19 protein-coding genes and 4 pseudogenes are annotated in these 23,729 nt (G+C 66.6%); 5 read left to right on the top strand and 18 right to left on the bottom strand.

All coding sequences use genetic code 11. From position 1 onward, the window contains the following. Positions 1-51: 51 nt before the first annotated feature. The 17 genes and pseudogenes from ACRQ5J_RS02840 to gpmA all read right to left on the bottom strand — a co-directional run bounded on the left by ACRQ5J_RS02840 (position 52) and on the right by gpmA (position 20,032). Positions 52-2,298, bottom strand: coding sequence for a patatin-like phospholipase family protein (locus ACRQ5J_RS02840; RefSeq protein ID WP_432381057.1), 2,247 nt, complete (start codon positions 2,296-2,298; stop codon positions 52-54). 8 nt (positions 2,299-2,306) lie between these two features. Continuing rightward, the gene (locus ACRQ5J_RS02835; RefSeq protein WP_432381056.1) at positions 2,307-2,894 is read right to left on the bottom strand and encodes a type II secretion system protein N; all 588 of its coding nucleotides are present in this window, start codon (positions 2,892-2,894) and stop codon (positions 2,307-2,309) included. Positions 2,895-2,919: 25 nt separating this feature from the next. Then, positions 2,920-4,139 (bottom strand): annotated as a pseudogene (gene gspF, locus ACRQ5J_RS02830) (type II secretion system inner membrane protein GspF). Between the two features lie 10 nt (positions 4,140-4,149). Then, a complete protein-coding gene (gspE, locus tag ACRQ5J_RS02825) occupies positions 4,150-5,571 on the bottom strand; it encodes a type II secretion system ATPase GspE (RefSeq protein ID WP_432381055.1) in 1,422 nt (473 codons plus the stop codon). 1 nt (position 5,572) lies between these two features. Continuing rightward, on the bottom strand, positions 5,573-7,810 hold the full coding sequence (gspD, locus tag ACRQ5J_RS02820) for a type II secretion system secretin GspD (protein ID WP_432381054.1): 2,238 nt from the start codon (positions 7,808-7,810) through the stop codon (positions 5,573-5,575). 15 nt (positions 7,811-7,825) lie between these two features. Next, the gene (gspN, locus tag ACRQ5J_RS02815; protein WP_432381053.1) at positions 7,826-8,599 is read right to left on the bottom strand and encodes a type II secretion system protein N; all 774 of its coding nucleotides are present in this window, start codon (positions 8,597-8,599) and stop codon (positions 7,826-7,828) included. Continuing rightward, positions 8,596-9,105: a type II secretion system protein GspM gene (gene gspM / locus ACRQ5J_RS02810; RefSeq protein WP_432381052.1), complete on the bottom strand. Its 510-nt coding sequence runs from the start codon at positions 9,103-9,105 to the stop codon at positions 8,596-8,598. Before gspM ends, gspN begins: the two co-directional genes overlap by 4 nt. Further along, on the bottom strand, positions 9,102-10,337 hold the full coding sequence (gspL, locus tag ACRQ5J_RS02805) for a type II secretion system protein GspL (RefSeq protein WP_432381051.1): 1,236 nt from the start codon (positions 10,335-10,337) through the stop codon (positions 9,102-9,104). The genes gspM and gspL overlap by 4 nt, the downstream gene beginning before the upstream one ends. 27 nt (positions 10,338-10,364) lie before the next feature. Continuing rightward, a complete protein-coding gene (gspK, locus tag ACRQ5J_RS02800) occupies positions 10,365-11,972 on the bottom strand; it encodes a type II secretion system minor pseudopilin GspK (RefSeq protein ID WP_432381050.1) in 1,608 nt (535 codons plus the stop codon). Then, the gene (gspI, locus tag ACRQ5J_RS02795) at positions 11,969-12,343 is read right to left on the bottom strand and encodes a type II secretion system minor pseudopilin GspI (protein WP_432381049.1); all 375 of its coding nucleotides are present in this window, start codon (positions 12,341-12,343) and stop codon (positions 11,969-11,971) included. Before gspI ends, gspK begins: the two co-directional genes overlap by 4 nt. Before the next feature lies 1 nt (position 12,344). Beyond that, positions 12,345-12,815: a type II secretion system minor pseudopilin GspH gene (gene gspH, locus ACRQ5J_RS02790; protein WP_432381048.1), complete on the bottom strand. Its 471-nt coding sequence runs from the start codon at positions 12,813-12,815 to the stop codon at positions 12,345-12,347. Positions 12,816-12,836: 21 nt separating this feature from the next. After that, positions 12,837-13,292, bottom strand: coding sequence for a type II secretion system major pseudopilin GspG (gene gspG, locus ACRQ5J_RS02785; RefSeq protein WP_432381047.1), 456 nt, complete (start codon positions 13,290-13,292; stop codon positions 12,837-12,839). A 115-nt stretch (positions 13,293-13,407) separates the two neighbouring features. Then, positions 13,408-15,540, bottom strand: coding sequence for an amidohydrolase family protein (locus ACRQ5J_RS02780; RefSeq protein WP_432381046.1), 2,133 nt, complete (start codon positions 15,538-15,540; stop codon positions 13,408-13,410). Positions 15,541-15,558: 18 nt separating this feature from the next. Further along, entirely contained in the window at positions 15,559-16,311 is a 753-nt protein-coding gene (locus ACRQ5J_RS02775; protein ID WP_432381045.1) for a HesA/MoeB/ThiF family protein, read from the bottom strand. 27 nt (positions 16,312-16,338) lie between these two features. Further along, positions 16,339-17,796 (bottom strand): S41 family peptidase, encoded by a 1,458-nt coding sequence (locus tag ACRQ5J_RS02770; protein ID WP_432381044.1) that lies wholly within the window; start codon positions 17,794-17,796, stop codon positions 16,339-16,341. A 15-nt stretch (positions 17,797-17,811) separates the two neighbouring features. After that, complete coding sequence (locus tag ACRQ5J_RS02765) at positions 17,812-19,245, bottom strand: murein hydrolase activator EnvC family protein (protein WP_432383573.1); 1,434 nt, start codon at positions 19,243-19,245, stop codon at positions 17,812-17,814. A 40-nt stretch (positions 19,246-19,285) separates the two neighbouring features. Continuing rightward, entirely contained in the window at positions 19,286-20,032 is a 747-nt protein-coding gene (gene gpmA, locus ACRQ5J_RS02760) for a 2,3-diphosphoglycerate-dependent phosphoglycerate mutase (RefSeq protein WP_432381043.1), read from the bottom strand. A gap of 213 nt (positions 20,033-20,245) precedes the next feature. Between gpmA and ACRQ5J_RS02755 the strand changes: the two are divergent. From ACRQ5J_RS02755 to ACRQ5J_RS02735, 5 genes and pseudogenes are all read left to right on the top strand, one after another. Then, positions 20,246-20,446 (top strand): annotated as a pseudogene (locus ACRQ5J_RS02755) (rhodanese-like domain-containing protein); the annotation flags it as partial. 97 nt (positions 20,447-20,543) lie between these two features. Beyond that, a pseudogene (gene grxC / locus ACRQ5J_RS02750) lies at positions 20,544-20,802 on the top strand (glutaredoxin 3). Positions 20,803-20,939: 137 nt separating this feature from the next. After that, the gene (gene secB, locus ACRQ5J_RS02745) at positions 20,940-21,413 is read left to right on the top strand and encodes a protein-export chaperone SecB (protein ID WP_179675137.1); all 474 of its coding nucleotides are present in this window, start codon (positions 20,940-20,942) and stop codon (positions 21,411-21,413) included. 65 nt (positions 21,414-21,478) lie between these two features. Then, positions 21,479-21,921, top strand: a pseudogene (locus ACRQ5J_RS02740) (SH3 domain-containing protein). 40 nt (positions 21,922-21,961) lie between these two features. Continuing rightward, complete coding sequence (locus ACRQ5J_RS02735; RefSeq protein ID WP_432381042.1) at positions 21,962-22,990, top strand: NAD(P)H-dependent glycerol-3-phosphate dehydrogenase; 1,029 nt, start codon at positions 21,962-21,964, stop codon at positions 22,988-22,990. Between the two features lie 43 nt (positions 22,991-23,033). On the opposite strand, the gene ACRQ5J_RS02730 is transcribed toward ACRQ5J_RS02735, so the two are convergent. Further along, positions 23,034-23,726 (bottom strand): DUF2461 domain-containing protein, encoded by a 693-nt coding sequence (locus ACRQ5J_RS02730; protein ID WP_432381041.1) that lies wholly within the window; start codon positions 23,724-23,726, stop codon positions 23,034-23,036. Between the last annotated feature and the right edge of the window lie 3 nt (positions 23,727-23,729).

Here is a 23,729-nt window from a genome sequence, read left to right as displayed (position 1 = left end):
CAACTGCTGCGCAGTTGAGCCCGTGTGCGAATGTCAGACCTGACCCCGGATTTACCAGATCGGGCCGAGGAATAGGTAGCCGCTGCCCTTGCCTTCCTTGGTGGCGCCGGCGCCGAAGTACAACGGGCCGAAACGCGTGTCGACCGCGATGAAGGCGCTGCCGGCTTGCTTGAGCTTGCCCCAGCGCAGCGGGTCGCTCGGGCTGTAGGCGCCGCCCGCCTCCAGCGAGAAGCCGAGCCGCACGTCGCCGCCCAGCGCGGCCGGCATGGCGCCGATGCTGCGCGCCACCACCACCCGCCCCAGCACCGTGCGGCTGCCCACCACCGAGTTCGGCTCGGTGCCCGACAGCCGCAGGAAGCCGCCCAGGTTGTTGTCGTTGGCGCCGCCCAGGCTGCGCGCCCATTCGCCATACACGTGGCCGGCCCAGCGGCCGACGCGGAACGCTTCCATGCCCTTGACTTCCTGCCGCGCCGGCACCGGCTCGCTGTTGTCGGTGCGGCTGCGCTTGAGCGCGCGCTGCCAGTTCAGGCTGAACAGCGTGCCGCGCGTCGGGAAGGCGATGCTGTCCAGCGTGTCGACATTGAAGCTGAGCTGCTGCACCGTCTGGTAAGTGCGGTAGTTGGCCGGGTCCTCGGGGATCGACTGGTGGCGGTTGCTGATCTGCCGCCCGACCATGTAGCGCAGGTCGCCCCAGCGCCCGAGCTGGCGCCCGAGCGACATCGTGGCAGCGCTGTAGTCGTAGGCGTAGCGCGCCTGGCGGAAGCCGGTGGCGTTGAAGATGTCGCTGGCGCCGGCGCCGTATTCCAGCGCCGGCGCCACGTACCACGGCGAGCCGACGCCCAGCGGTTGCCAGAACTGCGTGCCGACCACGCGGTCGGTGCCGATGCTGGCGATGGTGCGCAACTCCGCGCCCCAGTCGTTGAGCGACGACAGCACGTGCATCGCCTTCAGCTGGAAGGCGCTGTTGTCGCTGAAGTCGCTATTGAGCTCGATGCCGACGCGCAGCCGGCTGTGCGCCCAGTCGGCCTCGGTCGGCTTGATCAGCACGCTGCGGCCGTTCTCGTCGTCGCGCACCTCGGTTTCCACGCGCGCCAGGTCGCCGCGGCCGAACAGCCGGTTGCCGGCGCTGGCCGCCTGCTCGCTGGTGACCGCCTGGCCGACCTGCAGGCCGGTTTGCACTTCGAGTTCCTTCGGGTTGATGCGACCGCTCGGCGCCACCTCCAGCTTGGCCAGCCGCACCGGCTGGTCGATCGCCACCGGCGCCGCCAGCCGCTTGACTTCATACGCCGCGTACTGCGCTTCCGGCAGCGCCAGCTTGACCAGCTTCTCGCTCATCGCCCGCACCGCCGCCTCGCCTTCCTTCATGGCGCGGTCGTGCCGCGCGAAATCGAGGAAGCCGATGCCGCCCAGGTTCGGCTGCAACAACACGTCGTCCGCGCGCAGCTCCTTCAATGAGCGCTGCACATTCTGCTCGGTGAGGATTTGCAGCATCTGCTGCGCCACGCTGACCGCGCTGACCAGTTCCTTCTCCTGCGCCAGCGGCGTGCCGACGTTGACGGCGATGATGATGTCGGCGCCCATCTCGCGCGCCACATCCACCGGCAGGTTGCGCACCAGGCCACCGTCCACCAGCAGCCGCTGATTGACGCGCACCGGCGCGAACACCCCCGGCACCGCCAGCGACGCGCGCATGGCGAGGAACAGCGGCGTGTCGTTCAGTTCCACCAGCTCGCCCGTCACCAGGTCGGAGGCGATCGAGCGGAACGGCAGTTGCAGCAGATTGGCCGGCTTGTCGCGCGCGCCGGGCGGCAGCACGCGCGTCAGCGCCAGCTCCAGCGCCTCGTTGCCGGCGGCGGCCGGCGGCAGCGAGACGCCGTCGGTGTGCGCGCCAAACTCGATCCGCGACGGCAGCAGCAGGTCTTCCTCGCGGCGGCGGTAGAACAGTTCATCGCGCGGCGGCCGGTCGGCCACCACCGCGTTCCAGTCGGTGCGGCGCACCAGCTGCTCCAGCTGGTCGACCGAGCTGCCGGCGGCATAGGCGCCGCCCACCACGCTGCCCATGCTGGTGCCGACCACGAAATCGACCGGAATGCGCAGTTCCTGCAAGGCGCGCAGCACGCCGATGTGGGCGAAGCCGCGCGCGCCACCGCCGGACAGCACCAGCGCCACCTTGGGGCGCGGCTTGAGCGTCGTATCCGGCGCCACCGGGGTGGCGTCCGGCCGGGCCGGCGCAGCCTGCGCGATGGATAAGAAAAAGCCGCAGCATAAAGCTGCGGCCAGGGCACGGAGAGAAGCCATGGAGTAGCCTACTGTTTGTTTTGCTGGGTGTTGGCGGGAATCGGCGCGACGCCCATGGGCGCGATCGGCTGCTGGCCCGGCTGCTGCTGCGCGGGCTGCGCTGGCACCGGCTGCGGCGCCACCGGCGCCGGCATCACGGCCGGCGGCTGCGGCTGCGTTGCCGGCGCCGCCGGCGAGACGGCAGGCAGGCTGCTGGACACGCCGGCGTCGCTCGGCAGGTCGAGGCGCTTGATCACGCCGCCCTCGGACAGCAGCACGTGGCGCGCGTGCACTTCCTTCACCGTCACGCCGGGCGCCACTTCCTTGCCGACGGCGTAGGCGTCGGCCGGCTTGCCGTCGACCGAGATGATGGCGGCGCTGTCGTTGCCGCGCGCGGCCACCACGCCTTTCAGCTGGTAGTTGCTGACCGTCGCCACCGCCACCTGGCCGCCGAACAGGCCCTTGGCCGCGTCGAGGTTGACGCCCATCGGCGGCGGTGGCGGCGGCGCGGCGATCGCGCGCTGCTGCGGCTTGAACAGCTGTAGTCCCCAGTAGGCCAGCGATGCCGACAGCAGCACCACGGCGAGAACGGTAACGATTAAGGGCAAGCGCTTCATGGTGTCCTTGTTGTATTCCTGACGGTCAGCGTACCAGCTGATTGATTTCGATAATAGGCATCAGCACCGCCAGCACGATCAGCAGCACCACCACGCCCATGGCCAGGATCAGCGCCGGCTCCAGCAGGCCGGCGATGGTCAGCGTGCGGCGTTCCAGGTCGGCCTCCTGCGCGGCGGCGGCGCGGTCCAGCATGGCCGGCAGCTCGCCGGTGATTTCGCCGGCGCGGATCATGTGGATCAGCATCGGCGGGAAGTGCTTCTGCGCCGACAAGGCGCGCGCCAGGCTGACGCCTTCGCGCACGCCGTCGCTGGCCTCTTCCACCAGTTCCTGCATGGCGACGTTGTTGAGCGTATCGCGGCTGGTTTCCAGCGCGCGCAGTATCGGCACGCCGGAGCCGGTGGTAATCGCCAGCGTGCTGGCGAAACGCGCGGTATTCAGGCTGCGCTCGAATTTGCCGTACAGCGGAGCGGTCAGCAGCCACGTGTGCCAGCGCCGCTTCAGCGCCGGATTCTGTAGGGCGCGCCGCCAGGCGACCCAGGCGCCGGCCAGCGCGATCGCCACCACGATGCCATAGTGCCGCACGAAGTCCGACACCGCCAGCATGACGATGGTGAGGAACGGCAGCTTCTGCTTGGTGTTGGCGAACACCGAGACGATCTGCGGCACCACATACGTGAGCAGGAAAATCACGATCGCGAACGCCACCACCGTGACGATCGCCGGGTAGGTGAACGCCAGCTTCACCTTCTGCATCAGCGCATTGCGGCGCTCGATGTAGTCGGCAAGGCGCGACAGCACGCGCGACAACTGGCCGATCTGCTCACCGGAGGCCACCAGCGCGCGATAGATTTCAGCGAAGTCGCGCGGATGGCGCCCCAGCACGGCGGACAGCGAATCGCCGCCGATCACCTCCGAGCGCACCGACGCGATCAGGTCGCGCAGATACGGGCGCTCGGCCTGTTCCAGCAAGGCGGTGAAGGCCTGCTCCAGCGGCAGCCCCGCTTCCAGCAGGCTGGCCAGCTGGCGCGTGAACAGCGCCAGCTCGGTCGAGGTCAGGCGCTCGCCGAAGCCGCGGCTCCTGGCGACGCCGGCGGCATCGACCTGCGCGGCGATGGTGTCGACCTTGAGCGGCACCAGTCCTTGCGCGCGCAGCTCGGCGCGCGCCGAACGCGCGCTGTCCGAATTGAGCACGCCTTTTTGGTGGCGCCGCCGGCATCGACGGCTTCATAACGAAATGCGGGCATGGTTGTTCGCCTAGTCCTTGGTCACGCGCATCAACTCGGCCTGCGTGGTGATGCCTTGCGCCAGCCAACGCTCGCCGTCGTCGCGCATGGTCTGCATGCCGTCCTTGATGGCGGCGGCCTTGATCTCGGCTTCGGACGCGCGGTTGTGGATCTGCGCGCGGATCTGTTCCGTGGTCTCCAAAAATTCGTAGACGCCGACGCGGCCCTGGTAGCCGGTATGGCCGCAATGCTCGCAGCCGACCGCGTGCCACAAGGTGCCATCGAAGGTCTTGCAGCTCGGGCACAGCTTGCGCACCAGGCGCTGCGCCAGCACGCCTAGCAGCGTGGACGACAGCAGGAACGGCTCGATGCCCATGTCCAGCAGGCGGGTGACGGCGGCGGCGGCGTCGTTGGTGTGCAGCGTGGCCAGCACCAGGTGGCCGGTCAGCGATGCCTGCACCGCGATCTGCGCGGTTTCCAGGTCGCGGATCTCGCCGATCATGATGACGTCCGGGTCCTGCCGCAGGATGGCGCGCAAGGCCTTGGCGAAGGTCATGTCGATGCGCGGATTGACCTGCGTCTGGCCGACGCCGGCCAGATCGTACTCGATCGGGTCTTCCACCGTCATGATGTTGGTGGTGGAGGCGTTCAGCAGCGACAGCGCGGCATATAGCGTGGTGGTTTTACCGGAGCCGGTAGGTCCGGTCACCAGCACGATGCCGTGCGGCTGGTTGATCATGGCGTCGAACTTCGGCATCATGCTTTCGCTCATGCCGAGGTGGTTCAGGTCGAGGCGGTTGGCTTCCTTATCCAGCAGGCGCAGCACCGCGCGCTCGCCGTGGCCGGTCGGCAGCGTCGATACCCGCACATCCACCGGCTTGCCGCCGATGCGCAGCGTGATGCGACCGTCCTGCGGCAAACGCTTCTCGGCGATGTCCAGCTGCGCCATGATCTTGATACGCGAAATCAGCGAACCGTGGATCGCCTTGCGCGGACGGACGATGTCGCGCAGCGTGCCGTCGACACGGAAGCGCACCACCGAGGTTTGCTCGAACGGCTCGATGTGGATATCGGAGGCGCCGTCGCGCAGCGCCTGCGTCAGCAGCGCATTGATCATGCGGATCACCGGCGCGTCGTCGGACGATTCCAGCAGGTCCTCGATGGCCGGCACGTCCTGCAGCAGCTTGGTCAGATCGAGGTCGGCGTCGAATTCCTCCGCCACCATCGAGGCGTTGCCGCCGGAGCTGGCGTAGGCCGAGGCGATCGCGGTTTCAAGGTCGGCGCGCGTCATGTTCTTCAGCTGGATGCGGCCGAAGCGGCGCGACACCTCGGCGATGGCGGCCGGCGCGGTGGCGCCGCACACCAGCACATCGACGGTGTTTTCCGCATCGTCGCTGTACTGGGCCAGCACCACGAAATCGCGGGCGAAGGCGTAGGGGAGCAGGTTACTCATATCACTGCTGCACTGGCTGAGGCGCGGCCGGCTGGATGTTCGAGGCGCCGCCCGGCAGGCGTGCCGGCAGCGGCGCCGGCGGCACCGGCGCGGCCACAGGGCCGCCGCTGATCGGCGCGCCGTTCTGCAGCTGCGGCAGAACCGGCTGCCCCAGGTCCTTCACCAGCGCGCTGTCCGGCGGCAGGATCGCCTGCTGCTGGCTGCGCATGTAATCGTAACGGTCGGTTGCCAGGCTGGTGCTCTGCTCCTTGTTGCGGATGACGACCGGGCGCAGGAACACCATCAGGTTGGTCTTCTTGCGGGTGCGCGACTGCGACTTGAACAGATTGCCCAGCACCGGAATGCTGCCCAGGCCCGGCACGCGGTCGACACCATCGCCCTCGGTGTCTTCGATCAGGCCGCCCAGCACGACGATCTGGCCGTCGTCGGCGATCACGTTATTCTCGATCACCCGGTTGTTCAGCGTGATGCCCGAAGCGGCGGTCAGCGTCGACTTGTCCACGCTGGAAGTCTCGTGATAGATCGCCAGCTTGATGGTGCCGCCCTCGGAAATCTGCGGACGCACTTTCAGCGTCAGGCCGACGTCCTTGCGGTCGATGGTCTGGAACGGGTTGCTGTTGGTGCCCGAGGTGGTGGTGAACTGGCCGGTCAGGATCGGCACGTTCTGGCCGACGCGGATGGTGGCCAGCTCGTTGTCCAGCGTGACCATGTTCGGCGTCGACAGGATGTTGGCGTTGCCGTCCGATTCCAGCGCGTGCGCCACCGCGCCCAGGCCCAGCGCGCCGCCGACCTGCTTGAACAGGCCGACCGTCAGGCCGTTGCTCGGCAGGGTCTTGTTGGCGTAGATCGAGGTCAGCGCGCCATCGGTGCCGCTGGTGGTGAACGATTGCAGGCCGCCCAGGCGGTACTTGCTGCTGTCGCTGCCGGTCGCGCCAACCCATTGCACGCCGAATTCGGACGCCTTGTCGGAGGTGACTTCGACGATCAGCGATTCGATGTAGACCTGCGCGCGGCGCACGTCCAGCTGGTCGATCACGGCGCGCAGGTTGCGGTATACCGATTCCGGCGCGGTGATGATCAGCGTGTTGGTGGTGGCGTCGGCCTGGATAAAGCCGGCCTGGCTGCTGTTGCCGCCCTGCTGCTGCGAATTGCTGGAACCACTCAGCAGCGGATTGCTCGGTCCCGTGCTGCTGCCGGTGCCGCTGCTGCCGGAGCTGGAGCTGCTGCTGTTATTGAAGCTGTTCGAGCCGCTGCTGTTCTGCGTGTTGGTGCCGGTGCTGTTGCCGGTGTTCTGCTGCGACGTTTCGCCCGAGACCACGGAGCGCAGCGTTTGCGCCAGCTTGGTCGCCTCGGCGTTCTTCAGGTAGACCACGTGCACATTGCCCAGTTCCTGGGTCGGCTGATCGAGCTTGGCGATCAGCGACTTGGCCAGGTTGGCGCGCGCCGCCGATGGCGCGCGCAGCACCAGCGAATTGGTGCGCGGATCGGCCAGCACATTGACCTTGCCCGCATCGCCGCCGGCGGCGGCGCCGCCGCCGGAGTCCATCAGCTTATTGATCATGGTCGCCAGGTCGCTGGCGATGGCGTAGCGCACCGGGATCACATCCAGGTCGGTGACGGCCGGCGCGTCCAGCGCGGCGACGATCTTGGCCAGGCGCTTGACGTTGTCGGCGTAGTCGGTCACCACCACGCTGTTGTTGCCGGGGTTGGCGTTGATGGTGTTGTTCGGCGAGATCAGCGGGCGCAGCACCGTCACCACGTTGTTGGCCGACTCGTAGTTGAGGTGGAAGATCTGGCTGACGATCTGGTCGCCCTTGGCCGCCGCCTGCGACGCGCCCACCTGCGTCGGGCTGGCCTGCAGCTTGGCGTCCGCTTCCGGCACCACCTTGGCGAAGCCGTCGCCGCTGACCACCGCGTAGCCTTGCAGGCGCAGCGCGGAAGTCAACAGGCTGAAAGCCTGCGACTTGGTGACCGGTTTTTCCGACACCACGGTCAGCGTGCCCTTGACGCGCGGATCGATGACGAAGGTGATGTTGGTGTAGTGGCCGACGGCCTTGATGACCGATTCGATATCGGCGCCGACAAAGTTCAGCGCAGCGTCGTCGGCGGCGGCATGCGCCAGCGCTGGCAGCAGCAGCGCGGCGGTGGGCGCGGCGCTGATCGCGCAGCACAGCATCGCACCCGCGCTCAGGCGGCGCAGCGCGGGAAGAGTGGATTTGCTTACGGACTGGTTTTTCATAGTCTGAACTTTATCTTAATGGAACTCTAGTGCGATGACGTTGCGGTCACTACCCGGTTTGCGCTGGCCCAGCAAATTCAACAGATTGGCCAGCGTCTCTTCGTATCCTTTTGCTGCCTCGGCCTGGCCGGAGAACTGCAGGCGGCCGTTATGCAAGCCGCCCTTCCCGCTCAGCAGCAGCGGCCCCTTGACGGAGCTGAGCGTCAACTGCGCCTGCTGTCCATGCCAGTCCAGCGCCAGCGCATAACTGCCCAGCGGCCGGATCGACGACAGGCGCGAGGCCATGTCGCTCATCTCCAGCGTGGTGCGGCCGTTGACGCTGACCTGGCGGTTCGCCAGCGCCAGCTCCAGGTTGGTCCACGCCAGGCGCATGCTGCCGCTTGGCGCCAGCGTGTTGAGCGGCGCGCCCAGGCCGGACAGGCCTTCGGCCGGCAGCAGCAGCGCCGATGGGCTGAGCTGCCACTGCGACCAGCCGCCGCGGAAAGTCACCGGCTGCGCCAGCGCCTCCGGGTTCTCCAGCTGCAGTTCGACCATGCCGACCAGCGCCAGCGGCGAGATCTTCCAGCTGAAGCGGCCCGGCAGCAGCGGCGTGACCGGGCTGTTGTTGCCGGCCGCGCCGCCAATGAACGCGGAGCCCCGCCACAGCGTACCTTGCGCGTCTCCCAGCGTCAAACGGCCGCCGCTGCGCTGCTCGACGATGGAACCGAGCCACGCCGCCGGAAAGCATACCAGCAGCGTGACGAGCACCGTCAGCGCGATCGTCAGCAGCCATAGCAAGGCGCGTTTCATCGCGCGCCCTGGCGCAGCGTCAGCGTGCCATTGACCACGCCCGCCTCACTCTGCGCGGTAAAGCTGGCGTCCACCACGTTGATGCGGCTTTCGGTGCGGATCGCGTCCAACCACGCCACCACGCCGGCGTATTGCGCGCCGCTGAAGGCCAGCTTGGCGTATTCGCCGGTGACATTGACCGACTGCGGCGCGAGGCCGCGCGCGGCCAGGCCGGCGTTCAGGTTCTCGCGCGTCATCGGCGTCGGCGCGATGTTGTTCTGGCCCTTCAGCGCCTGCGCCTCGCGCGCCATCAGCTGCATCTCGGCCGCCTGCTGGTGCAGCTGCGGCAGTTGCTGGTGCAGCTGTTCGCGGCCGCTCAGCGCCGGATCGACCAGCAGGCTGTAAAACAGCGCCGCGCCGACGACCATGCCGCCGATGCCCAGCAGCTTGCGTTCCTGCGCGGTGCGCACCTGCCAGAAGGCGTCGGCGCGCGCGCGCAGCGTTTGAATCGGATTCGGCTTGCTCATGATTTTCCTCCCGGCGCGGCAGGCTGGATTTTCCACGTGCCCGCCGTCGGTTCCTGCATTTCCAGCTTGCGGCCGGCCAGCGCGCCGCGCAGCTGCTGCATCGCCGCCGCGTCCACCGTGTTCGGCTTGACCTTGACCAGCAGCGCGTGGTCCTTGTATTCCAGCGCGGCGATGACGTCGCGGCGCGGCAGCGCATTCAGCGCTTCGCCGAAGGCGGCGCTCAGCGTGACGAATTCGTCGCCGCCCGCCTCGCCGCTATTCGACTTCGCCAGGCGGATATTGCGCCGCATCTGGTCCTGCGGCGACGCCACCAGCGGCTCGTTCGGATAAACCGACTTGAACGTCTGCACCATCGACTGGCTGACCGCCCTGGCCTCGCCCTTGAGGCGGAACCATTCGACATTCATGCCGACCACGTTGACCAGCAGCGCCAGCGCGCCGATGCGCAGCGGCCAGCGCCAGCGCTGCCACAGCTGCGCCGAGGCGCCGCTGGCGCCCAGCCCCGGCGCCAGGTCGACGCCGGCGCCGCGCGCGGCGGCGATCCAGTGCGCCCAGTGGTCGTCTTCCAGCGTCAGGTGGGCGATGCCGGCCGCCGCCGGCGCCAGCTGCGCCTTCTGCGCGGCCGATACATACAAGGTGACCGGCTGTTCGCCGGCCAGCACGCGCAGCGTCTGCAACGCGGCCTGCGGCTGCGCCGGCAGCGTCATGCCCAGGCCTTCGAACTGCGACTGGCGCATCACCAGGTCGTAGCCGGCGTCGCCCGGCACCAGTGCGGCCGACACGGCGCCCGGCTGGAACGGCAGGCTCAGTTGCGACGGCACCGCCGCTACCGACTGCGCGCCCTGCGCCACCAGCGCCTTGACCAGCACTTCCAGCCACGCGCGCTGCACCACGGCGACGGTGCGCATGCCTTGCGCGTCGGCGGCGCCGGCGGCCAGCACGCAATCGGCCGGATCGCCCAGCACATGCTCCTCCACCAGCGCCGGCAGCGCGGCCTTCAGCTTGGCGGACGACAGCGGCGGCGTTTTCACCCGCAGCAGCGTGACGTCCGACGCCGCCAGCAGCAGCGTGACGCGGCGCGCCGAGGCCACCATGTCGGTCAGGTTGCCCAGCGGTGCAACGCCCTGCTGCAGCAGGTTGCCCCCGTCACCCACCAGCGCGAACGGACAGCTCTGCGCCGCGCCGCTGTCGACGCTGGCCCTGGCCGGATAGCGGATAAATAGTGTAGTCAAAGGATCTCGCTTTCGTTCATCGCTGTTCTAGTATTCCCGTATCCATGCCACCGACGTGATGGGTTGCCTGGCGCGGCGCGCCAGCAAGGACTGCGTCTCCAGCGAGGCGCGGTCCAGCTTTACCCGGCTGTAGGCCAGGAAGTAGTCGCTGCGCACATCCCACGCCGCCGTAATCGTCTTGCCGGCCACCTGGTACAGCGCCTGGAACTCGGCCTTGCTGCGGTAGTACACCGTCTTGCGCGCGCTGACCATCGCTGCCGCATCCGACAGCGACAGTCCCGGCACCAGCGCCGACAACACCTCGGCCGGCGCCGTGTTCACATTCACCGACACCGGGCTGGCCGGCAGCACGATCACATAATCGCGCAGCTGCTCGATGGCCTGCGGCGTGAAGCCGCTGACCGCCAGCAGGTCTTCCACCCGCACCATGCCCATCGGCTCATTGCTGCCGGCCTGCTCTTGCTGCGGCACCGCCACGGTATTCGATTGCGCCACCATGCTGGCCACATTCTGCGCCAGGCCGCTGTCGAGCCGCAGGTTGCTCAGCAGCCGCGCAAACACTTCCACCTCGGCCGTCTGGATTTGCTTGCCCTGCGCCAGATTGCCTAGATTGTAGCGCGCCTGCGCATCCGTCATGCGGCCGGACAGCGTGGCGTTGAAATTCTCGCCCTGCAGGCGCTCGCGCTCGACGTAATCGTCCAGCCGGGTTTCTTCCAGCGGCGTGGCCCACACGCCATCGAGCCGGGTGATGGTTTGCGAATCGATGAAGTCCTGGTTGAGGATCAGGCGGCTCAGGTCCAGCGCCCCGCGCAGTATCCAGCGCGTCTGCAATTGCAGGCGCTGGTTCTCCATCGAGCGCACCTGCACCTGCTGTAGCCAGAACAGGCTGGTGACGATGGTGACGGCCAGCGTGCTGAGTAGCAGCGCCGTGATGATGGCAACGCCTTTTTGCCGTTTCAGCTTCACAGTGCCCCCAGCAGGAAAGCCTTCACCATCGGCACCGCCTGGCGCTTGCAGCGACAGCGACACTTCCAGGCCGGTCGGCACGGCGGCGGCCCCCGCGGCGACCGTCGCCGTGCTGCGGGCGGTGCTGACGCCAGCCGCCTGGCGCCAGTTGCCGGCATTGGCGGCGCTCTGAATCTGGCCGGCGCTGGCGTCCGGCACCCACAGCCGCATCGCCATGCCGTGCACATTGTGCTGCAAGGCCACCGAGCCGGCGGTATCGGCGTCGCTGAGCGCCGCCTGCCACAGGTTGTCCAGCTGCGCCAGCTCGCGCGTGGCGTTCGATTCGCGCCGCGTCAGCACGCCATCGGCGTTGACGCGGTAGGACACCACCTGCAAGCGCGTCGGCTGGTTCTCGGCCAGTACCATGCGCACCAGCGTGATGCGATTGTCTTCCGCCTGCACGAAGGCGCGGCCGTGCAGCAGGTCGCTGCCGGCCAGGTTGGCGCAGTCGCTCTGCATCTGCGCGAAAGCCAGTTGCAGGCCGCGCGTCTGGTCCATGTCCGAGGTCAGCGTGCTGCGCGAACGGACGATGCTATCCAGTCCGCGCCAGCCCAGCACCGCCATCATCGCCAGGATGAAGATGGCCAGCAGCAGTTCGATCAGCGTAAAGCCGCGCGCGCGTGAGGTCATGGCGAATTCAATACCAGTTGGACCAGCTTGATGATGCGGCGCTCCGGATTGCTGGCCTCATACACGCTGACCTCGACGCGGCGGAAGCGCGGATTCGGGCTGGCGATGACTTCTTCCTCGCACATCAGTTGCAGATCGCCCTGCGGGCATTCGGAGGTGGTCTTGCCGATCGGCGGGAACACGCGCGACAGGCGCATTTGCACCAGCCGGTTCTCGGCCGACCAGGTGGCCATCATATTGGCGCGCAGGCCGTCGCTGTTGGCGGTCAGGCTGCCGACCGCACGCAGCGACGCGATCAGCGCGGTGGCCACGATCATCAGCGCGACCAGCACTTCCAGCATGGTGAATCCTCGGGAGGAGCGGCGCCGCATATCAGTCCACCGTGAAATGGCCGATGCCGTCGGCGCGGATGGCGACGCTGTTGCCGTCGTCGGCGGCCATGGTCAGCACAAAGGGTTTGTCGACCGGTTCGCGGCCGAAGATGATGCGCAGCGTGGGCTCCGGCAGCGCCGGCGCCGGATCGAGCAGCAGCGTCACCGGCGCGCGCTTGAATTCGCGCTCGCGCAGCAGGTCGTCCTGCGTCACCTGTTCCCACTGCTTGTTATCGTTGCGGATCATGAAGCGGTAATTGTCGCTGCTGGCCTCAAAGGCGATCTGGCGGTTGCGCACGATCGCCTCGTCGCGCGCCAGTTGCAGCAGCAGGGCGATGCGCTTGGCGTCCTGCTGCAAGGACTGCTTCTGGCTGGGCGAGGCGCTGAGCGTGACCACCCCCAGCGTGACGCCCAGGATGACCATCACCACCAGCAGTTCAATCAGCGTGAAGCCACGCTGGCCCGCGCCCATGATGCCTCGTCCCGTCAGTGATCAGTTGTCCCAGGAACCGATGTCGGCGTCGTCGCCGCTGCCGCCCGGCTGGCCGTCGGCGCCGTAGGAGAACACGTCGACCTCGCCCTTTACGCCTGGCGACAGGTACTGGTACGGATTGCCCCACGGGTCTTTCGGCATTTTCTCGACATAGCCGCCGGCCTTCCAGCCGTTGGCGGCCGGGCCACCGGTCGGCTTCTCGATCAGCGCCTGCAAGCCCTGCTCGGTGGTCGGGTAGCGCTGGTTATCCAGCTTGTACAGCTTCAGCGCCTGCATGATGGTGGCGATATCGACCTTGGCGGCGGCGATCTTCGATTCGCCGGCGCGGTTCAGCAGCTTGGGCACCACCAGCGCGGCCAGCACGCCCATGATGACCACGACCACCATGATTTCAATCAGCGTAAAGCCGCGTTGAACACGTTGCGCGGCGCGGCTGCGAAGGGAAAGCTTTTTCATAATCTGATAACAAATTTAAAGAGTGCAGAGTATAAGGCGGAATCACGGCGATGGCGACATTTCGCCGTGATTTATCCTCTTTGGCGCTTAATGAGCGCTTAATATGACAGTTTCTTTACAAGACCTTACGCTTCAGTCGTAGTTTACGAGCGCTCGCCTCGATGCGGGCGCGCGCGCCATCGTTGCTGCCGCCGTAAGCGGCGACCGGCATTGCGGCCTTGATCACTTTCGGCGCCTCGGCGACAAACGGCGCGATGCCCAGTGCCGCGTCGATCTCGCTCGGGTAGATGACGAAACCGCGCGTGATCACCGCCGACACCTTGCGCACGTCCTCGATGTTTTTGGTCGGATCGCCGTCCACCAGCACGATGTCCGCCAGCTTGCCGGGCGTAATGCTGCCGCGGTCATTGCTGGTGCGGGTGTAGCGCGCGCCGTTGCGCGTGGCCACCTGCAAGGCCTGCGCCGGCGTCAGGCCGGCCTTGACCAGCAGCGCCAGCTCCGAATGCAGCGTAAAACCGGGAATATCGTCGGTGCCGGCCACGATCGGCACGCCGGCCTTGTACATGATGCCGACGAACTGCACCATCTTGGCGTAGGACTTCTCGTAGCGCTTCAGCTGCGCGTCGCCGTCGATCTTCATGGTGCCGACCTTGAAGCCGCGCGCCACGTCGGGCGGCATGTGCGCCGCCACCGCCGCATACGGCTCGTTCATGTCGCCGTCGCGCTGCTTGAGGAAGGCGAAGGTGGCCAGCGTCGGGTCGATCGAAATCTGCTTCTTCGCCAGGTAGGCGACGAAGTCCTTCACCGGCTTGGCGTTGAAGTCGAGATCCGCCACCTTCTCGGCCGGCAGCACGAAGCGGTTCAGGTTGCGGGTTTCGGTGTCCGGTTTGACCAGGAAATTCAGCAGCACCTGGTTGATGTGCTGGATCTCGTCGTAGCCGGCGTCCAGCGCCTCCTGTGCGCGCAGCCCGGCCGGAATGTGGCCGGACACGCGCATGCCGCAGCTGTGCGCATACGCCACCGTGTCCTTCAGGATGGCTTTCGGGAAGGAGTTATAAATCTTCAGCTGCGGGTAGCCGCGTTCCGCGTACCAGTCGATGGCGTCCCGGGCTTCCTTCAAATCCTTGATGACGAAACCGTTATTGGCGCTGAACGGGCTTTCACCTTCGAGGAAGCCGGCCGGGACCACCTGCGGCGCCAGCAGCTTGCCGGCGGCGGTTTCGTCCAGCATCGCCTGCAGCTGCTTGTTGTCGTTGCCCATGTCGCGCACGCTGGTGACGCCGGTCGACATATTCAGCGCGCCGGACCAGCGGTCGACGTGGCCGTGCAGGTCGAACAGGCCTGGCAGCACGATACGGCCGGCGGCGTCGATCACGTTATCGGCCTCGCGCACCGGCGAGCCGGCCGGCTGCACGGCGGTGATGCGGCCGCGCAGCACATAGATATCGGACGGCTGGCCGACGCTGGCCTTGTCGCTGTCGAAGATGCGGGCGTTGCGCACCACGGTCAGGCCGGTGAGCGGATGCTGCAATTTGGCGGCGGCGTCGGTCAGCATCTGCTGCTCGGCGGCCTTCTGGCGCGCGGCCAGCGCCGGCGCGGCGCCCTGCCAACCCTCTTCCAGCATGCTGGCGAAGCCGGGGATGATGACGCCGAACAGGCGCGGTTGCGCGCCGCTGGTGGCCCAGTAGAACGACGGCGACAGGCCGACGCCGGTTTGCGCCAGCAGGCGCACCGTCTGTTTCTGGCCGGTGGCGCTGCTCACTTCCACCTGTTCCAGCTCGCGCTGCGACAGCGTGCCCGATGGCAGCAGCGGCAGCTTGCCATCCGGCGCCTTGGCCAGCGCGGCGATCGCCACCGAGGCCACTTCGAAAGAACTGTTCAGCGGCAGGTAGGCGGCGGCGCCGCTGACGGTCTTCTGCCCTTGTTCGCTGGTGGACTTCCACTCGGCGCGGTCGCCCTTGCGGCTGAACCGCTCATCGACCACGGCGCCGAAGGTGGAGTTGCCCTGGACCGCGTATTCGGTCATGGTGCCGTCCGCGCCGAGGCGGAATTGCTCGCTCAGTTCCGGGCCGCGGCCATTGTCCTTGTAAATGAAGCGCACCTTGGTCAGGCCATCGTCCTGGTGTTCGACGACCTGCTCGCCGATCTGCTTCTGGTTTTCCGAAATGATCAGGTACCTGGTGGTGGTGGCGGCCTGGGCGCCAAAGGCGGCGGCCAGCGCCAGTGGAATTACGGCGAGTCGTTTCATCAGCAAGATCGTTCCCCTTTATTTTTTATCCGCGCAGACCGGGCAGGCGCCATTGCGGCCGACGCCTATGCTGGTCCATTCCATGTATAAACCGTCCAACATCAGCAGGCGCCCGGCCAGCGACTGGCCGATGCCCATCAACAGCTTGAGCGCTTCGGCCGCCTGCATGGCGCCGACCACGCCCACCAGCGGCGCGAACACGCCCATGGTGGAACAGGCCACATCTTCAAACTTCTGATCCTGCGGGAACAGGCAGGAATAGCAGGGCTGCCCGCCGCCGCGCGGATCGAACACGCTGACCTGGCCGTCGAAGCGGATCACCGCGCCGGACACCAGCGGCTTGCCGGCCGCCACGCAGGCGCGGTTGACGGCGTGGCGCGTGGCGAAGTTGTCGGTGCAGTCGAGCACCACGTCGGCCCGCGCCACCAGTTCGGCCAGGCGGGCGTCGTCGACGCGCTCCTGCAAGGCGGTGACGGTGATGTCGGGATTGATCTGCGCCAGCGTGACGCGCGCCGACGCCGCCTTGGGCTGGCCGACCCGCTGCGTGGTGTGGGCGATCTGGCGTTGCAGGTTGGTCAGGTCGACCGTGTCGTCGTCGACCAGCGTGATGTGGCCGACGCCGGCCGAGGCCAGGTACATGGCGGCCGGCGAACCGAGGCCGCCGGCGCCGATCACCAGCGCGTGCGCGTCGAGCAGCTTTTGCTGGCCCTCGATGCCGATTTGGTCCAGCAGGATGTGGCGCGAATAGCGCAGCAGTTGTGAGTCGTCCATCTTCTCTACGCGGCGTCGCGCACCGGGTTATTTGGCTTTGGTATCGGGCTTCGGCGTGGTATCGGGCTTGGTTTCGCCGACGTCGCTGGCCGGCCTGGCCTCGGCTTTCGACAGTTGGACCGGCAAGCCCTTGAAGTGGTTCAGCGCCTGTTTCAGCTGGAAGTCATCCTTGGAGCCGAATTCCACCGGCTTGTACTTCTTCGCCAGCGCGGCGATGCGCTGCTCATCTTCCAGCACATCGCGTTTGGCCTCGCCTTCCGGCTCCTTGTCGTTGCCAAGGTGTTTTTGCAGGTCCGCCTCGCGCACGCGCAGGCGGTTCAGGCCATCGCCTTCGGCGGTTTCGTCGACCAGCAGGTCGGGCGTGATGCCGCGCGCCTGGATGGCGCGGTTCTTCGGCGTGTAGTAGCGGGCGGTGGTCAGCTTGACGGCGGTATCGGCGGTGAGCTGGCGCAGCGTCTGCACCGAGCCCTTGCCGAAGGTCTGCTGGCCCATGATGGTGGCGCGCTTGTAGTCCTGCAGCGCGCCGGCGACGATTTCCGAGGCCGAGGCGGAACCGGCGTTGACCAGCACCACCATCGGCACGTCCTTCAACGCGGCCGGCAGCCTGGCCAATGGATCGCTCTTGGCGCGCGGCGCGTAGAATTCCTGGCGGCCGTAGAAGGTTTCCTTGGACGTCGGCAGCTGGCCGTTGGTGGAGACGATCACCGAGTCCTTCGGCAGGAAGGCGGCCGAGACGCCGATCGCGCCCGGCACCACGCCGCCCGGATCGTTGCGCAGGTCCAGCACCAGGCCCTTGATGTGCGGGTTCTGCTGGTACAGCGCGGCGACCTTCCTGGCCATGTCGTCGAGGGTCGGTTCCTGGAACTGCGAGATGCGCACCCACGCATAGCCCGGCTCGACGATCTTGGCCTTGACGCTCTGCACGCGGATTTCCTCGCGCGTGATGTTGAACACCAGCGGCTTGTCCTCGTCCTTGCGGCTGATGGTGACGCTGACCTTCGAGTGCGGCTCGCCGCGCATCTTCTTCACCGATTCGTCCAGCGACGAGCCTTTGATCAGCGTGCCGTCGATGCGGGTAATCAGGTCGCCGGCCTTGATGCCGGCCTTGAACGCCGGCGTGTCCTCGATCGGCGACACCACCTTGATATAGCCGTCCTCCAGCCCGACCTCGACGCCGATGCCGACGAATTTGCCGGCCACCGTCTCGCGCATTTCGCGGAAGGCTTTCTTGTCGAGGTAGACCGAGTGCGGGTCGAGCGAGGACACCATGCCGGAAATGGCTTCCGTCAGCAGCTTCTTGTCGTCGACGGTTTCAACGTAGTCGGTCTTGATCAGGCCGAACACGTCGGACAGCTGGCGCAATTCCTCCAGCGGCAGCGGCGCGGCCGTGATCTTTTGCGCGATGGCGGAAAACTGGAACGAGGCGGCAACACCAGCCACCATACCGAGGCCGATCAGGCCGATGCTCTTGACTTTGTTGCCCATGTTTTTCCGCGAACCTTAAAACTTGACCCAGCCAGCCGGATCGAATGCTGCGCCCTGATGGCGAAGTTCAAAGTATAGCCCCGATTCCTCGTTGCCGCCGCTGTTACCTGCGCTGGCGATGGCGTCGCCGGCCTTGACGATGTCGCCGGCGCGTTTCAGCAGCGACTGGTTATTGCCGTAGATACTCATGTATTGGCCGCCGTGGTCCACAATGATCAGGTTGCCGAAGCCGCGCAGCCGGTCGGCAAACACCACCCGGCCGCCGGCCACGGCGTGCACGTCGGCGCCCTCGCTGGTGCGGATGAACACGCCCTTCCAGCTGGGGCCGTCGCCGCGCTTGGCGCCGAAGCGGGCGGCGATCTTGCCGCTGACCGGCGCGCGCAGCTGGCCCTTGAGCGCGGCGAAGGCGCCGGCCGGCGCGGCCGGGGCCAGCGCGATGTCGGCCGCCCTGGCCGGCGGCGGCGTGTCCTCCACCGGCGCCGGCTTGACGGCCGCGACCTTGGCAGGCGGCTCGTCGTTGTCGATGGCGTCGGCCGGGTTCGGCGCCGGCGGCTGGGCCGGCTTGATGGCACCCGACTTGTTCTGGTTTGCCGCCAGGCGCCTGCGCTCGGCCTCGGCCCTGGCCCTGGCCAGCGCGCGCGCTTCGGCGTCGGCCTTGGCCTTGGCGGCCTTGGCGGCGGCGATCTGTTCTTGGCGCTTCTTCTCGGCCGCCGCGGCGGCGGCCTGCTCGGCGATCAGCTTGTTGAGCTTGTCGACCAGGCCGGCCATGCGCTGCTCGTCCTTCTCCAGGCTGCCGGCTTCCTTGCGCTGCGACACCAGCTTTTTCGACAAGGTGGCCAGCAAGGCGGCGCGCCGGCCTTTTTCCTGTTCCAGCCGGGCTTTTTGTTGCAACTGCTCCTGGGCAATTTCTTCCAGTTCATCCTTGGCGTTCTGCGCCTCCTCCTGGTTGACCTCGACGGCCTTGAGGTTGCTGCGCAGCGACTCCAGCAGCCGCGCCTGTGCCTGCGAGACGTAGGCCAGCATTTGCAGCTCGCGGTTGATGCGGTTGGGATTGTCGCCGGACAGCAGCAGCTTGATGCGGTCCTCGTTGCCGGCCACGTATTGCTCGCGCAGCAGCGTGGACAGCTGATGCTTCTGCTGGTCGACCGTGGCCGCCAGCCGGTCGTGCTCGGCCGACAGCTCCTTCAGCCTGACGTTGGTCTCGCCCTGCTCCTGCTGCAGGTCGCGCAGCGCGCGGTTGGCGTCCGAGATCGCCTGTTCCGACTCGGCCAGCGTGTCGGCGGCGTCGTCCTTGGCGCTCTCGGTCTTGCTGATGTCCTTCTTCAGCGCGGACAACTTCTGCTGCAAGCCGGCGCGCTCGGCCTCGGCCGCCGCTTTCTGCTTGCTGCGGTTGGTGGTCTTGCCGAACGGCGCGGCGGAGGCGAGCCCCGCGGCGCCGAGCGACAGCATCAGCAGCAACGCTGCTACGTGGCGGAACTTGGATGACAAATTACTTGGCCTTGCCCTGGTTGGCGACAGCCGCCTGGGCGGCGGCGATGGCGTCGGCGTCACCGAGGTAGTAGTGACGGATCGGCTTCAGGTTCTCGTCGAGCTCGTAGACCAGCGGCGTGCCGTTAGGAATGTTCAGGCCGACGATATCGCTGTCGCTGATGCCGTCCAGCATCTTGATCAGCGCGCGCAGGCTGTTGCCGTGGGCCGAGATGATGATCTTCTTGCCAGCCTTGATGGCCGGGGCGATTTCCTCGTCCCACACCGGCACCACGCGCGCCACGGTGTCCTTCAGGCATTCGGTCAGCGGGATCTGCTCTTTGCTCAGGCCGGCGTAGCGCGGGTCGTTGAACGAGGCGCGCTCGTCGCTGGCTTCCAGCGCCGGCGGCGGCGTGTCGTAGCTGCGGCGCCAGACCAGCACCTGCTCGTCGCCGTACTTGGCGGCGGTCTCGCCCTTGTCCAGGCCCTGCAGCGCGCCGTAGTGGCGTTCGTTCAGGCGCCAGTCGTTCTTGATCGGCAGATACATCATGTCCATCTCGTCCAGCGCCAGCCACAGCGTGCGCACCGCGCGCTTCAGCACCGAGGTGTAGGCCAGGTCGAAGGTGTAGCCGCCGTCCTTGAGCAGCTTGCCGGCCTGCCTGGCCTCGTTGATGCCTTTCTCGGTCAGGTCGACATCGGTCCAGCCGGTGAAGCGGTTCGACAGGTTCCAGGTGGATTCGCCGTGGCGCATGAAAACGATTTTGTACATATCTATCTTTTCAGAAAAGTTGGAAAACCGGTGCATTGAGAATACTTACAGCTTCTATTTTATAATGCGCGCATTCAGTTCAACCATTGGATTCCTGTGAAATTCTTCATTGATAACATTTTTCTGATCGCCATCGTGCTGGTTTCGGCTGGCGCCCTGCTGTGGCCCTCGCTGACGGTGCGCGGCAAGCGCGGCAGCCCGCAAGACATCACCATGTTGATAAATCGCGGCAAAGCCACCATAGTGGATGTACGCGACGCCAAGGACTATGCCGAGGGCCACTTGCCTGACGCCAAGAACATCCCGCTGGCCGAACTCGACACGCGCATCGGCGAACTGGCCAAGTTCAAAAGCCGCAGCCTGATCGTGGTCGGCAAGACCGACGCGCGCGCCTCGTCCGCCGCCGCCAAACTGGGCAAGGCGGGCTTCGCCGATGTGGTCAACCTGGAAGGTGGCGTTGCCGCGTGGCAAAAGCCGGCCTGCCGCTGGCCAAATAACACAGGAGGTCGCCATGACTGCCGAAGTAATTATGTACACCACCGCCGTCTGCCCGTACTGCATCCGCGCCGAGCGCCTGCTGGAGTCCAAGGGTGTGACCGGCCTGAAGAAGATCCGCGTCGACCTCGACCCGGAGCAACGCGTGACCATGATGCAGAAGACCGGCCGCCGCACCGTGCCGCAAATCTACATCGGCGACACCCATGTCGGCGGTTTCGACGACTTGTATGCGCTGGATCAAGCCGGGGGCTGGCCCCTTGTTAAATGGCTAACGCACCTCATAATACAACGCGGGGCGGTAAAACCTTTAAATCCATAATGGTTTTGATACAATTGCCTTCGCGTTTGATTTGCGCTGTCTTCTAGCCATACCAAGCAAACATCATCGAAACTACAACGAAAGCGTTCCATGTCTGAAGAAAATCTGCAACCAGTATTCCAAATCCAACGCGTCTACCTGAAAGATCTGTCGCTGGAGCAACCAAACTCGCCGGCGATCTTCCTGGAACAGGAAGCCCCGACCATCGAAGTCGCGCTGGACGTTGGCGCCGAGCCACTGGCTGACGGTATCTTCGAATCGACCGTCACCATCACCGTGACCGCCAAAGTCAAAGACAAGGTGGCTTTCCTGGTAGAAGGCAAGCAAGCCGGCATCTTCGAAGCCCGCAACATTCCAGCCGACCAGCTGGACCCGCTGCTGGGCATCGGCTGCCCGAACATCGTCTACCCGTACCTGCGCTCGAACATCGCCGACGTCATCACCCGCGCCGGCTTCCCGCCGGTGCACCTGGCGGAAATCAACTTCGAAGTGTTCTACCAGCAGCGTCAACAGGCGATCGCCGAAGCTGCCGCCCAGGCGCCAGCCGCTGACGCGACCCACTAAGCTGTAAAGCAATATCGTGCCGCCGGGCAAGCAGTCCGGCGGCAGTTTCATTTTCAAGGTAAGCCATGACATTTCCCCGTTTGATCGCTGCTCTGACCATGACGCTGGCCGCTGCCGGCAGCCAGGCATACGATTTCAAATCGGTCGGCGCCGCACCGGTCATCCTGTACGACGCGCCATCGACCAAGGGGGCAAGCTGTTCGTTGTGCCGCGCGGCGCCCCGCTGGAAGTGGTGCTGGCCTATGGCGAATGGCTGAAAGTACGCGACGTCAACGGCGAGCTGGCGTGGACCGAGGCCAAGGGCCTGAGCGCCAAGCGCACCGTCATCGTCAAGACCGCCAATCTGAAAATCCGCGCCACGCCGGACGACGCCGCCGCAGCGGTGTTTACCGCCGACAAGGGCGTGCTGCTGGAACTGAGCGAATCGGTGGCCGGCGGCTGGGTCAAGGTCCGTCACCGCGACGGCCTGGTCGGTTTCGTCAAACAAACCGAGGTCTGGGGCATATAATTGCCGTAGCGGCGCACTCCCGCGCGCCGGATGAGATCCCATGCAAGAAAACACTAGCAAACAGGCGGGCGCGGTCCGCCAGGTGAGCGTGCTCGGCGCAGGCGCCTGGGGCACGGCCGTGGCCATGGCGCTGGCCCAGCGCCACGACGTGCTGCTGTGGGGCCGCGACGCCGCCGCGCTGCGCGAAATGGGCCGCGCCCGCGTCAACGCCGGCTACCTGCCCGGCTATGCCTTCCCGGAACGGCTGCAGGTGGCGACCGACTTCGACGCCGCCCTGGCCCACGTGGCCGCGCCCGGCAGCCTGCTGATCGCCGCCTGCCCGGTGGCCGGCCTGCGCCCGCTGCTGGGCCAGCTCAAAGGACGGCCGATCCCGAACGTGGTCTGGCTGTGCAAGGGCTTTGAATACGACACCGGCCTGCTGCCGCACCAGATCGTGCGCGCAGTGCTGGGCGAGGCGGTGGCCGGCGGCGCGCTGTCCGGGCCGTCGTTCGCGCAGGAGGTGGCCAAGGGCCTGCCGTGCGCGCTGACCATCGCCTCCGACTCGGCCGCGCTGCGCGCCTGCGTGGTGGAAACCGCGCACGGCGGCAATATGCGCGTCTATTCGAGCGAAGACCTGGTTGGCGTCGAAGTCGGCGGCGCGGTGAAAAACGTGCTGGCCATCGCCACCGGCGCCGCCGACGGCCTCGGCCTCGGCCTCAACGCGCGCGCCGCGCTGATCACGCGCGGACTGGCGGAAATCACCCGCCTCGGCGTGGCGCTGGGCGGCAAGAACGACACCTTCATGGGCCTGACCGGCATGGGCGACCTGATCCTGACCTGCACCGGCGACCTGTCGCGCAACCGCCGCGTCGGCCTCGGGCTGGCGCAAGGCAAGCCGCTGGACGTCATCGTGCAGGAGCTGGGCCATGTGGCGGAAGGCGTGCCGTGCGCCAAGGCCGTGCGCGAGCTGGCGGCCAGGCTGGGCGTCGAGATGCCGATCACCAACGCCGTGGCCGGCGTGCTGTTCGACGGCGACCAGCCGCAAGCGATGGTCGCGCGCCTGCTGTCGCGCGACCCGCGCGGCGAATAACCCCGTCATTCCCGCGCAGGCGGGAATGACGGCGGCGGCGCGGCTACGCCTCGGCCGGCTCTTCCGACTTGGCCTCGCGCATCCACTGCACCAGCGGATAGGCGTCCTTGAGGCCGGCGGCCAGCATCGGCACCAGCTTGTCCGGCTGGTTCAGCGGCAGCGCGATCTCGGTCCAGATGAAGAAACTTTTGAGCTTGATGTACTCGATGTGCTCATGCTCCGGGTCGAATCCCTTCGGCGGACGCATCAGCTTGCCCTCGTTCTGGATGTCGCCATACGTGGCCACCAGCTTCTTGTTCTTGAGCACCTTGCGGAAGCCGGCCGCGTCGTCGACCATGTGCTGGCGCAGCGCCTTCAGCCGGTGCGGCGGCGGCATGTACTCGCCGGCGCCGAACAGCATGCGGCCGCTGCCGTCGATCTGCATGTAATAGGTCGGGCCGCCGGCCTTGCTCGGGCGCCGCATATCGTTCGGCGCCACGGCGGCCGAGAAGCGCGTCTTGTACGGCCGCTTGTCGTGCGCGAAGCGGACGTCGCGGTTGATGCGGAACATCGCCTTCTTCGGATTGCTGAACTTGACCTGCGCGTCGAACTTGCCGAGTTCGGCAATCATCTGCGTCACCACCTGCAGGAATTCCTCGCGCAAGATATCGTAGCGCGGCTTGTTCATGATGAACCACGGACGGTTGTTGTTGTCTTCCAGCTCACGCAGGTATTGGGTCAGGTCGCGCAGATGCATTGT

Origin of the sequence: Duganella sp. P38 (assembly GCF_050859475.1) — a bacterium.
Classification (GTDB): Bacteria; Pseudomonadota; Gammaproteobacteria; order Burkholderiales; family Burkholderiaceae_D; genus Rugamonas.
The sequence above is the reverse complement of the archived record's forward strand: the minus strand, read 5'-3'. Positions and strand labels throughout refer to the sequence as shown.